Below are 12,291 nucleotides of genomic sequence, written 5' to 3'. Positions count from 1 at the left end.
ACACACCTGTTCCCATCTCGAACACAGAAGTTAAGCTTCTTAGCGCCGATAGTAGTTGGGGGTTTCTCCCTGCGAGGATAGGACGTTGCCATGCACATGATAGAAAGTTCAAGCAGAAATGTTTGGGCTTTTTTTGTTGGAGTTTTTATAGGGAGATAAAATTGTAAGGGAAGAAATGTCTAATAGAAAACGTTACTGTTATCAATAGGCTAGATTCATAAAAGAGCTAGTAAGAGTTAGTGATATTAGGAGAAAGTAACTATTGTAAACTAGATTCATGCAAGTGTTGGTAAGTGTAATTGTTATAAGTGAAGATAGGTTAATTGTAAGGAAAGGAAGCTGTAAGAAATTGTGGATAAAGCGATAGGTTTTGTTTTCCACATGTGGAGAAATGAGGCGATTGGTGTTTTTATAAGTTATCCACATGTTAATGGGTGAGGTGTTTCTTAATAGATTGTAAAATATTGGTAGGAATCGAATACAGCTTGTCTAAAATTTGGTATAATAGATGTAAGGGAAGGAGTGCTAGATGGATGAAGAAAATAAGGGTTAAAGTACTAAAATATGTCAGCTTAGTGTGTCTAGCTGTAAATCTTTCTGCTTGTCAACAAGAGCTAAGTTCAGCTGATGTAGTTCTGGATATTGAAGCTTCTGAAAAAGAATTAACGAGTTATCATGTTTTATTAAAGCAAAATGAATATAATTATGAGAGAGAGAAGGGGGCTAATCCTGATCTTGAAACGGTAGCTAATGGGCAAATCATCTTGCAAGAAGGTGGTAGTGGTAGTCGGGTTGATAAGGTGAATGGTGTAGCGAAGGATAAAACAGAGGTGGTGGCAAATGCGACTACTGGTATGATTCGCTATCACCAAAATGAGTGGCAACCGACTTTGACGCCAAAATCAGCTTTAGGAAATATTGTGACGATTCCATATGAAAAGACAGTGTTATTTGTTAAGGAATTAGCAAATTTAGAGGGTGTCAAATGGGAGAGTGATGTAAGCTATGATATGGTGTCTTATGTGGGCGACTCAGCGGATGTTGTGAAGTCGGTCTATCATTTATTAGGTTTGCAAGTTGTAGCTAATAGTTATCTTGATATGGGGATTTCGATTAATAAGGATACTCATTTTGTTGAGTTTTTAGAGATTCATATGGTGCAAAATGATGGAGTTCAGCATGAAAAAAATATTGAAGTTCGTTATAATGGGTTTAATAGGCAGAGATTAAAAGAATTACCAAAAAGATAAGTAGGATTGTTAGTAAGCAAATTAGCGAAAGAAGGTATGAGATATGCAACAAATTACATTAGGGAAATCTATGTTACGGGCGCCACGTATTGGTTTAGGGTGTATGCGTATGGCGCAATTAGAAGTTCATGAGGCGGTTGAAGTATTAGAACAGGCTTTGGAATTAGGCATTAACTTTTTTGACCATGCGGATATTTATGGTGATGGTGAATCAGAACGTATTTTTGGTGCGGCTATGAAGCGTATGAATATTCCACGTGAGTCTATTTTAGTTCAATCAAAATGTGGTATTTGCCAAGGATATTATGATTTTTCTAAGGAACATATTGTGGCTTCTGTTGATGAAACGTTGCACCGTCTTCAAATGGATTATTTAGATGTATTGGTATTGCATCGTCCGGATGTGTTGATGGATCCTGAAGAGGTGGCAGATGCTTTTGAGGAGTTATTGCGTACTGGTAAGGTTCGTTATTTTGGTGTTAGTAATTTTAATTCTTTACAAATTGAATTATTGCAAAGAGCTTGTTATATGCCTTTAATTATTAATCAGGTGCAATTTAGTTTAGCACACACACCGCTAATTGATGCAGGTGTAAATGTAAATACTAAGAATGATCGTGCTGTTATGCGTGATTGTCAGTTATTAGATTATTGTCGCTTGAATGAGGTAAGTATTCAAGTTTGGTCACCATTCCAAATTGATTTAGCACATGGGGTATTTTTTGATCATGAAGATTATAAGAAGTTAAATACAGTGATTCATGATTTAGCTAAGAAATATCGTGTGTCTGATGAGGCGATTGCGATTGCGTGGATTTTGCGTCATCCTGCGAAAATGCAGCCGATTGTAGGAACAATGAATATGGTGAGATTGCGTGGTTTGGTGAAGGCTTTGGATATTGAGTTATCACGTGAAGATTGGTATAAATTGTATTGTGCAGCAGGAAATAAATTATTATAAAAGAAAGTGCTAGTGTTGAAAGTTAAGGCACTAGTGAAATGGATTGGAGAGTAGTCACTTTTTTGGTGGCTACTTTTTTAAGTATTGGCTGTTTTGAGGATATTGTTGAAAATAAGACCATTATGAGCTTGCAAATGGAGGTGTTTTTTTCTAAAATTTCAGTGAAGTGTTAGTGATGGTGTGTTATTTTTTTAGCAGCGCTGTCGTTACAGTTTGTGTGAGATTTTATTGAGTGGGGATGTATGTTATTTATTATAAACAAACAGGCTATAAATGACTATAGCCTGTTAGAGGTTTTCTAATTAAATTTTGTGTTAGTAGGCGAATTAGCAAAATTCCTATTACTAACGAAACTTAGAGTTAGTGGAATTTAGCGGATAACTTCTTCTGTATCATTGTCGAAGAAATGAGATTTATTCATATCAAATGTTAATTCGACAATTTCACCTGGTTTGTGGAAGTCACGTGCATCAACTTTACATACGAATTCTGTATCATCTACACGGCTATAAAGCATTGTTTCGGCACCTAGTAATTCTGATACAACTACTTCAGCTTTTACGGCTGTTTGTGGGTAGGTTTCGATGGCAATTTGAGAACTTTCGATATCTTCTGGGCGAATACCAAAGATTAATTTTTTGCCATTATAGCCTTTTTCTTCCAACATTTTACGTTTTGGTTCTGGTAATTCTAATGATAAACCTTTGCCATTAGTAATGACACCATCATTTAATGTGACAGGGAAAAAGTTCATAGCAGGAGATCCGATAAAGCCAGCTACGAAGACATTATTTGGTGTATTATATACTTCTTGTGGTGAACCGATTTGTTGTACGATACCATCTTTCATAATAACGATACGGTCAGCCATTGTCATTGCTTCTGTTTGGTCGTGAGTTACATAGATTGTTGTTGTTTGTAAACGGCGGTGTAATTTTGCGATTTCTGCACGCATTTGTACACGTAATTTAGCATCTAAGTTTGATAAAGGTTCGTCCATTAAGAAAACTTTAGCGTCACGAACAATGGCGCGTCCTAATGCCACACGTTGACGTTGACCACCTGATAATGCGGCTGGTTTACGGTCTAGGTATTCTGTTAACCCTAAGATTTCAGCTGCTTCTTTAACACGTTTATCGATGTCTGCTTTATCGTATTTACGTAATTTTAGGCCAAATGCCATATTATCGTAAACTGTCATATGAGGATATAGTGCGTAGTTTTGGAATACCATAGCGATATCACGGTCTTTTGGCGCAACATCATTCATGACTGTATCACCAATAATGAATTCACCTTTTGTAATGTCTTCTAGTCCGGCAATCATACGTAGAGTAGTTGATTTACCACATCCTGAAGGTCCTACAAAAACAATAAATTCTTGATCTTTAATATGTAAGTTAAAATCCGTTACTGAATAAAAGTCAGCATTGTCGTATTGTTTATAGATATGATTTAATTCCATTTGTACCATTGTGTTTTGCCCCTTTCAAATTTAAGTACATTTATAGTATAATTGTAAATGCTTACTTTTACTATGGAACTCTGGCTAATTTTTGTCATATCTTTTGTGCAGGTTGAACAAAAATCTATTTCATGAAATTATTTAATACTCATGAAAATTGCTAGGCCTTAGTGCTAGATGACATTGGGCATTGATGTACATTATTTTCACACAAAATTCATCTTAAATATTTTAAAAATTCCCACTTTTTTAGCGAAAACTTTGGTATCATTAAATAGAATAGAACTATGATAATTGGAGGAAGATTATGTCAAGAAAAAGAGGATTTGAAATTATTACCGCTTATAAAGACCAAAATATTCATCTACCTAAGCGCTCAACGAAGCATTCAGCGGGATATGATTTTGAAGCGGCTGAGGATATTGTATTACCAAGTATTTGGAAGATGTTATTTAAGCATACAGCGGTTAAAATGCACCAGTGGATTTACACTGGAACAAAGGAAGAAGTAGCAGAATCTATTAAAAAAGAAGAGCATGTTTTAGTGCCAATCTTAGTACCGACCGGGATTAAAGCTTATATGCAAGAAGATGAGTATTTACAATTAACGAACCGCTCAAGTAATCCTTTAAAACATTTTTTAGTATTACCAAATGGTGTAGGAATTGTCGATAGTGATTATTATGGTAATACTCAAAATGAAGGCCATATTTATTTTCAATTATTGAATTTTGGCTTGTATGATAAGACTATTAAAAAAGGTGATAGAATTGGACAAGGAATCTTTTTATCATTCTTAAAAGCGGATGGGGAGGAAGATTTAAGTCAAATGAAGGATCGTATGGGGGGATTTGGTTCATCAGGCGTTCGTTAATAATAGAGTAGTAAAGGAAGTGGTGAAGGTTGGCAAGAAAAAAATCTATTCGTTATGTCTGTTCTAATTGTGGCTATGTTTCACCGAAAGAATTAGGTCGCTGTCCCAATTGTCAAGAATGGGCAACGATGGAAGAAGAAGTAACCGTGGCGCCTAGTGCGGTGGAGAAGCGTTCTCTAGTTAGCGTCACAAGTGAAAATAAAACCGTACAACCCTTACGTTTGGATCAGGTAGCTAGTGAATCGGTTATTCGTGTTAAGACCGAGATGAGCGAATTGAATCGTGTTCTAGGTGGTGGAGTTGTTCCTGGCTCTTTAGTTTTAATAGGTGGGGATCCAGGTATTGGTAAATCAACTTTACTATTACAAGTATCGAGCCAATTACAGCGTCAACAAGGTGTTGTATTATATGTATCTGGTGAAGAGAGTGCCTCACAAATTAAAATGCGTGCTGAGCGATTAGGGATGACCTCAGATGGTTTTTATATCTATCCTGAGACGGACTTAACGCAGATTGTAGCGCATATTGAACGGATGAAACCAGATTATGTGATTATTGATTCCATTCAAACTATGGTCCATCCTGAAGCTTCTGGTATTCAAGGAAGTGTCTCGCAAGTACGAGAGGTGACAGCTACTTTAATGCGTTTGGCAAAAATGAATCAAGTTGCTATCTTTATTGTTGGGCATGTTACTAAGGAAGGGAATATTGCTGGTCCTAGAATGTTGGAACATATGGTGGATACTGTTCTTTATTTTGAGGGGGAAAAGCATCATAGTTTCCGTATTTTACGTTCAGTAAAGAATCGTTTTGGTTCGACAAATGAGATTGGGGTTTTCGAGATGATGCAAGATGGCTTGAAAGAGGTCTTAAATCCATCAGAAATCTTCTTAGAGGAACGTTTGGCAGGCTCGACTGGTTCGGCAGTCGTCGTATCAATGGAGGGGAGTCGTCCGATTTTAGCGGAAGTACAATGTCTAGTAACACCAGCAGTCTTTGGGAATGCGCGTCGTACTACTAGTGGCTTGGATTATAATCGTGTAGCTTTATTAATGGCCGTCTTAGAAAAACGAGCAGGCTTAATGCTACAAAACCAAGATGCTTACTTCAAATCTGCAGGTGGGTTAAAGTTAGATGAGCCAGCAATCGACTTAGCAACAGCTATGAGTATTGTTTCCAGTTATAAAGAACAAGGAACGAATATTGATGATTGCTTCGTTGGGGAAATTGGTTTAACAGGGGAGATTCGCCGTGTGAACCGTATTAGTGATCGGGTGCGCGAAGCAGAAAAATTAGGCTTTAAACGTATTTTTATTCCAAAGAATAATATGGGCGATTGGGAAGCGCCACCAGGAATAGAAGTGGTGCCAGTTTCATCAGTAAAAGAAGTTATTTATAAGGTATTTAGCAAAAAATGATGAATATGATAAATAGCTTATTAGTAATGTAAAAAGTAATACAATGTGTCATAGAAAGAAAATAAAATAGTAAATCTGCATATTAGCAAAAATAGGAGGAGTCAAAATGACAAAAAGAATTATTTCGGTTGTTTTTATGCTTCTCGGTGGTAGTTTAGGAGCAGCATATTTGCCAGCCTTTTGGGATTTAGTTGGTATTAACAATGGTTTCATTAATTCATCAATTAGTAATATGTTAATCGGAGCAATTATATTCTTATTTTTATCATTTTCATTAATGAATACCTTGTTAAAATTACTGCAACGTGTTGAAAAGCATGTCTCACAAATTTCGGTTAGTTATTTAGTTTTTGGCTTAGTGGGAGCAATTTTCGGTTTATTACTTGCCGGTTTAGCGAGTATTCCATTATCTTCATTAGGTATTCCAGCGATTAGCCAAATTTTACCATTAATTCTAAGCTTAGTATTAGGGTACTTAGGATTTTATATTGGAACTACTCGTCGAGATGAATTGCGTAAAGTATTTGTTATCAATCGTAAGAAATCAGAAGATACTCATGTGTTAGAACGTAAGGCGGATGAAAATTATCGTAAATATAAATTATTAGATACAAGCGTGATTATTGATGGACGTATTTATGATATTGCGAAGACTGGTTTTATTGAAGGAGTTTTAGTGATTCCGAATTTTGTCTTAAATGAATTACAATTAATTGCTGATTCATCAGATAGTTTAAAACGTGTGCGTGGTCGTCGTGGTTTGGATATTTTAAATGCTTTACAAAAAGAAGAAGGGATTCATGTGGAAAGTTATGAGGGTGATTATGATGATATTACCGAAGTTGATCGTAAGTTAATTCGTTTAGCTAAAGCAATCGATGGTATTATTGTTACGAATGATTTTAACTTGAATAAAGTCAGTGAATTTCAAAATGTACCGGTCTTAAATATTAATGCTTTAGCTAATGCTGTGAAACCAGTTGTTATTCCAGGTGAGACAATGACTATCCAAGTGATTAAAGCTGGTACAGAGCGACAACAAGGGGTGGCTTATTTAGATGATGGTACGATGATTGTTGTAGAAGATGGTCAATACTATATGAACAAAACAATTGAAGTAGTGGTTACAAGCGCATTACAAACAGCAGCTGGACGCATGATTTTTGCCAAACCGCTACATTCACAGAAAAAAATACGTAATTAATAAGGGGAACTAAATTATAATGATTAAATATTTAAAACGATTTACCCACATTGCTTGTGGATATGAAGCAATTGCTATTATCGCAATGTTTTTAGCATCAAGACATATCTTTTCTTTAGACAAATACTTAGGAACAGCCTTTAATCAAATGGTTGCAGGAGTAATGGTCTTTGGGCTAGCTGCATTTGTGATTGTGGCAGTTGCGGGGATTAAACAAGACTTCACAAAATCCATTAAATGGCAAGATTCATTAAAACAAGGTGCGATTATCTTAGGATTTATCGTCGTTAATGCGATCGTAATGTATATTCGTTACCGAACAAGTTTAGTACAATCGGTAATATTATTAGTAATGACTACAATTTGTTTATTATTGTATCCATATTTTAAAATCGCAGAATAAGCATATCGAAAAGGAGTTAAGTACCAAAAAAATGGGGCTTAGCTTCTTTTTTATCATATAAAATGAAAAAATTTGCAATGTAAGAGTATTCACATTGTTGATAAGTCTGTGGATAACTTTGTGGAAAACTAAAATCATCTTATTGAGGATAAATAAATAATAAAAAAAATTAATGGCTAAAAAGCCTAATATAATAAGGTTTTAGAGGGAGAAGAGTTATCCACATTTTTGTGGATAACTGTTGATAAGTGGATAATTTATCAACAAGAAAGTGCTAGAAACCTTATAATAGAGGGATTTCTACTTAATTAAAGTTATCAACAATAGCTAAGTGGATAACTCGATAAAAAATAAAATAATAAGCAGGATAAGCAATGTAAAAAAAAAATACTTGACCTATATATGGATCAAAAGAGAGAAACGCCCCCAAATACTGTGGGCGAACATGTGTACATGTGGATAACTTTGTGGATAAGTATAAACTGTCCACATTTTTTTAGAAAGGAAAGGGTGGGACTTATGAGGCAAGTCGATACTGACGCTAAAAAGTAAAGTCGAAGCGCTAGAGTTGTTTGTGGATAATCAATTAATTGGTTAAAAAGAACTGAAAAAGTTTGCCAAAATACAAAAAACCGCTAAAGAACTATAAAAGTAATAAGAGATAGATTAATAGGGTAGAAATACTATTTCATCAGTATAAAGAATATACTTATCGATAAAACATAATCATTATAGTAGATACCAACAAGGATTGTGAAATATCTGCATTTAAAAGGCATTTACAAGTACTTTTTCTAGTGCTAGAATCAACATGTAACAAGCAAACATTTGGGGTGCTAAAAGGCTGAGATTATACCCATAGAACCTGATTCGGATAATGCCGTCGAAGGGAAATGTCTAGTTAGTCTATTGTGATTTGGAAAAGCAGTTATTTAGGGAAGGGATAAGTGTTTATACCAAAGCATTCGACTAGTTGATAATCTGAGATAGTAGCACCTAACAGCTAGTAATGAGTTGTTAGGTTTTTTTGTTGCAAATGAAATCTAAGAAAGGAGACGAAAGCGGCAAAAAAGACAATAGAAGTGTAGCAGAAATAAATTATTAGTATTAGGAATCTTTTTATAATTTGTTTGTCCCACAAGTTATAAAAGAAAAATATTCATCAATTTGAAAACTTAAAATAGGGTTAAAATCAGTAAACCTATTGATCTACTGTCAAAATACACCAAAATCGCCTATTAATAAAGTTTGACTATTGATAGGCGATTATTTTTTCTGTAAGCTATTTTGGAAGTATGCTATACTAATAAAGTAATAAATAAACATTTGGGGTGCTAAAAAGCTGAGATTATACCCATAGAACCTGATTCGGATAATGCCGTCGAAGGGAAATGTCCTAGTTTAGGTAATAATAAATATTGACTTCTATGATAGTAGTGAAAGTTATTATTAGCCTAAATGATAATCTGAGATAATGGCACCTAATAAGAATATTGGGTGTTTTTTTGTTGCAAAAATTTAATAATATAGGAAGGGGAGTTTAGATATGGAAAAAAGAAAAGCATGGTCATTACAAGAAGTAGTATTATTAGCATTTATTGCATTTATTTTTGGAGCAGTCTTTATGGGTGGAGGGTATTTATATGCGCCATTAGAGGCAACTTTAAGTATATATGGTTATGCGCCATTTGCTAATCAGATTTTATTTGGAATTTGGACGATTGCAGCACCTGTTGCGGCGATGATTGTAAGGCGTCCTGGTACAGCTATTTTAGGGGAACTTTTAGCTGCTTTAGCAGAAATGCTCTATGGTAGTTATTTCGGTGCAGGGGTATTAATTTCAGGGCTTATTCAAGGGGCTGGTAGCGAATTAGGATTTACCCTTACAAAATATAAACGCTATGATAGCTTGCCTTTATGGTATGGAGCAGTAGGTACAACAGTATTAAGTTTTATCTATGAATATTTTAAATATGGGTATATGGAATTTTCACCAATGATGATTATTGGCTTACTGGTGGTTCGTTTTATTTCAGTTGCGTTCTTTAATGTCTTTTTAGTTCAAGCAATTATGAAAATCTATCAAGAAATCGAATCATCAATAGGAGCTCATAATGGCTAATATTACACTTGAAAATCTAACGTTAAAAAGACAAAACCAAGTATTATTAGAACAAGTAAATGTTCAATTTGAAAAAGGGAAAATGATTCTTTTAACAGGCGATACTGGTAGCGGGAAATCAACATTATTTTATTTATTAGCAGGTTTATCAGAAATGAACTATCAAGGTAAAATCCTGTTAAATGGCGTCGACTACCAAGAGTTACGTTCTTTTGAAGTGATTCAACAAGTCGGTTTAGTCTTTCAAAATCCTTCACAACAATTTACGATGAAGACTTTGCGCCGTGAATTATATTTTGCTTTAGAAAATCAGTGCTTAAAAGTAGAAGAGATGCCAGAGAGGATTCGTATGGCTATTAAACAAGCCAAAGTGGAAGAGATATTAGACCAATCGCTTAATACTTTATCAGGTGGGGAGAAGCAAAGGGCGGCTTTAGCGGTTCTTTTAGTACAGTTGCCACAATTTATCTTATTAGATGAACCTTTTGCTAGTGTGGATCCAAGTAGTCGTAAAGAGCTAATTACTGTATTAAAAGGATTAGCACAAGCAGGGAAAACGATTATTATTACCGATCATGATTATTCAGATTATGCAGAAGTGGTGGATCAGTTCATATCATTAGAACAGCAAAAACTAGTCTTTAAACCAGTTAGCCAATTAAAAGAACAAGTACCTTCTTATGAGTTAACTACAGCTAAAGCATCTACCAAACAAGTCTTAACCCTAACAGATGTAACAATCAAACAAAAACAGAAGCTTTTATTAGAAGATACATCGATTAGTATTAAAAAAGGAATTACCACACTAACAGGAGTGAATGGTTCAGGAAAATCAACTCTTTTAAAAGCGATTGTTCAACAACACCCCTATCGCGGTAAAATGTTTTATCAGATGAATCGCTTAAGAAGACGTCGGAAAATCTATCAATGGTTAACTTTAATTGTTCAAGAAGCAACTAAGCAATATGTGGCAGTTACTGTGGAGAAGGAATTGCAATTTTCACCACCAAAAAGTCAACAAAAAAGGCAGCGACAACAACAGGCGATGAAAGATTTAGGCATGGAGGAATGGTTAACTAAAAGTGTCTATCATTTAAGTGGGGGGCAGCAAAAGATAGTGCAATTAGTGGTGATGTTAAGTTTGGATGTGCCATTATTATTATTAGATGAACCGTTTACTGGGTTGGATAGCGCTACTTGTCAGTATTTTATGCAGTGGATAAAGGATTTATCAAATGAGTGTGATTTTGTGATTGTATCGCATCGTTTGGCACCGATATCTGGCTATAGCGACCATCATATTGAGCTTTCTAATAAGACTTTAAGTGCTATTAGTAGTCAGGAGGGAATCGTTTATGAATAAAAAATCTTATCAACTACCCTTAGCGATTAGTTTATTAGTAATGGCTTTTGAGTTAGCTTTTGTGAAGTCGGTGATGGTGAATGTCTTTGTGATTGGCTTAACGGTTCTTTATTTTCTTTTGAAAAGGCAATATCGTAGTGTGATAGCTTTGGCATTGGTTCCTTTATTACCAGCCTTAGCAAATTATTGGTCTTTTTACTTACATGCGACAGATCCATCGGTGGCGATTATTTATCTAACAAGAACCTATGCATATGCGGCATTGGGGTTATTTTTGGCATTGGGAATTGATTTAGAAGAATTGTTATTGGTGCTAGAACAAAAAGGGATGCCAGCTAATTTTGTGTATGGATTATTGGTAGTGGTGCATGCGGTTCCGATGATACTTCAAGAAGTCGATGCGGTCTCTAAGGCGAGTGTATTACGTGGCAAAAAATTATATATTTGGTCACCGATGTTTTATGTAAAAGCTATTATGACGAGTTTTTTATGGAGCAAACAGTATACAACTGCAATGAGAGCGCATGGTTATCAAGAAAATGCAGTAAGAACGCATTATATTACTTACAAAGCTGCACCGATTAGTCTGGGAATGATTGGTTTGGTATTTATAACTTTTCAAATTATAGTATATCTTTATTCATTATGATGCAAGTTTTATGTCTAAGGAAGTTGATATAAAGGAGTAGTGGGAGGAAAGGTATGGAACGTGACAAAATTAAAAAATTAAGTATTTTAGCGATGATGATTGCAGTCGATGTTGTGTTATCTCCTTTGTTTCGTATTGAGGGTATGGCACCAATGTCAAGTGTTGTAAATGTTATTGCAGCAACGTTTATGGGGCCTTTATATACGGTGTTAATGGCATTAATTTGTGGGATTATTCGAATGCTAGTCTTAAGTATTCCACCGCTTGCATTAACAGGAGCAGTCTTTGGAGCCGCTTTAGCAAGTTGGTTATATGCTTATTACCCTAAAGTTTTGGGAGCAATTATGGGTGAAATTATTGGAACAGGCCTCATTGGCTCATTATTATCATATCCGGTGATGGTTTGGTTTACAGGAAGTACAAATGGGTTATTTTGGTTAGTCTATACACCAATATTTTTTGGAGGTTCTATTTCGGGGTCGATTATCGCCTTTTTAGTATTAATCAAACTATCGAAAGTTCCCATCTATCAGCAATTACAACAACTATTCAAAAATTCTAAAAAAGAAGAAGGTAAATAAT

At 35.0% G+C, this 12,291-nt stretch carries 11 protein-coding genes, 1 rRNA gene and 2 riboswitches; of the genes, 11 read left to right on the top strand and 1 reads right to left on the bottom strand.

Features of this window, described 5'->3' with window-relative positions:
• The 3 genes from rrf to BMX09_RS06895 form a co-directional block, all read left to right on the top strand.
• A 5S ribosomal RNA gene (gene rrf, locus BMX09_RS06905) occupies window positions 1-94 on the top strand; the annotation flags it as partial.
• Window positions 95-533: 439 nt separating this feature from the next.
• Window positions 534-1,250 carry a hypothetical protein gene (locus BMX09_RS06900; protein WP_089747102.1) on the top strand — a complete coding sequence of 239 codons (717 nt, stop codon included), beginning with the start codon at window positions 534-536 and terminating at the stop codon, window positions 1,248-1,250.
• Between the two features lie 43 nt (window positions 1,251-1,293).
• Window positions 1,294-2,211, top strand: a complete 918-nt coding sequence (locus BMX09_RS06895; RefSeq protein ID WP_089747100.1) for an aldo/keto reductase — start codon at window positions 1,294-1,296, stop codon at window positions 2,209-2,211.
• Window positions 2,212-2,581: 370 nt separating this feature from the next.
• On the opposite strand, the gene BMX09_RS06890 is transcribed toward BMX09_RS06895, so the two are convergent.
• On the bottom strand, window positions 2,582-3,685 hold the full coding sequence (locus tag BMX09_RS06890) for an ABC transporter ATP-binding protein (RefSeq protein WP_089747098.1): 1,104 nt from the start codon (window positions 3,683-3,685) through the stop codon (window positions 2,582-2,584).
• Between the two features lie 298 nt (window positions 3,686-3,983).
• Between BMX09_RS06890 and BMX09_RS06885 the strand changes: the two genes are divergently transcribed.
• The 8 genes from BMX09_RS06885 to thiW all read left to right on the top strand — a co-directional run bounded on the left by BMX09_RS06885 (window position 3,984) and on the right by thiW (window position 12,290).
• Entirely contained in the window at window positions 3,984-4,550 is a 567-nt protein-coding gene (locus BMX09_RS06885; RefSeq protein WP_089747096.1) for a dCTP deaminase/dUTPase family protein, read from the top strand.
• A gap of 29 nt (window positions 4,551-4,579) precedes the next feature.
• Window positions 4,580-5,968, top strand: a complete 1,389-nt coding sequence (radA, locus tag BMX09_RS06880) for a DNA repair protein RadA (RefSeq protein WP_089747093.1) — start codon at window positions 4,580-4,582, stop codon at window positions 5,966-5,968.
• 106 nt (window positions 5,969-6,074) lie between these two features.
• On the top strand, window positions 6,075-7,172 hold the full coding sequence (locus BMX09_RS06875) for a PIN/TRAM domain-containing protein (RefSeq protein WP_089747091.1): 1,098 nt from the start codon (window positions 6,075-6,077) through the stop codon (window positions 7,170-7,172).
• Window positions 7,173-7,191: 19 nt separating this feature from the next.
• Window positions 7,192-7,575, top strand: a complete 384-nt coding sequence (locus BMX09_RS06870; RefSeq protein WP_089747088.1) for a hypothetical protein — start codon at window positions 7,192-7,194, stop codon at window positions 7,573-7,575.
• Between the two features lie 819 nt (window positions 7,576-8,394).
• Window positions 8,395-8,484, top strand: a riboswitch (TPP riboswitch).
• Window positions 8,485-8,892: 408 nt separating this feature from the next.
• Window positions 8,893-8,982: riboswitch (TPP riboswitch) on the top strand.
• 139 nt (window positions 8,983-9,121) lie between these two features.
• Window positions 9,122-9,697 carry an ECF transporter S component gene (locus BMX09_RS06865; protein WP_089747086.1) on the top strand — a complete coding sequence of 192 codons (576 nt, stop codon included), beginning with the start codon at window positions 9,122-9,124 and terminating at the stop codon, window positions 9,695-9,697.
• Complete coding sequence (locus tag BMX09_RS06860; RefSeq protein ID WP_089747084.1) at window positions 9,690-11,060, top strand: ABC transporter ATP-binding protein; 1,371 nt, start codon at window positions 9,690-9,692, stop codon at window positions 11,058-11,060. Before BMX09_RS06865 ends, BMX09_RS06860 begins: the two co-directional genes overlap by 8 nt.
• Complete coding sequence (locus tag BMX09_RS06855) at window positions 11,053-11,709, top strand: CbiQ family ECF transporter T component (RefSeq protein ID WP_089747082.1); 657 nt, start codon at window positions 11,053-11,055, stop codon at window positions 11,707-11,709. The genes BMX09_RS06860 and BMX09_RS06855 overlap by 8 nt, the downstream gene beginning before the upstream one ends.
• 53 nt (window positions 11,710-11,762) lie before the next feature.
• Window positions 11,763-12,290 carry an energy coupling factor transporter S component ThiW gene (gene thiW / locus BMX09_RS06850; RefSeq protein ID WP_089747080.1) on the top strand — a complete coding sequence of 176 codons (528 nt, stop codon included), beginning with the start codon at window positions 11,763-11,765 and terminating at the stop codon, window positions 12,288-12,290.
• Window position 12,291: the final 1 nt, after the last annotated feature.

The organism is Granulicatella balaenopterae (genome assembly GCF_900111135.1).
GTDB classification, from domain to species: Bacteria; Bacillota; Bacilli; order Lactobacillales; family Aerococcaceae; genus Granulicatella; species Granulicatella balaenopterae.
Note: the sequence above shows the minus strand (reverse complement) of the source record. Positions and strands in the feature narration are given on the sequence as shown.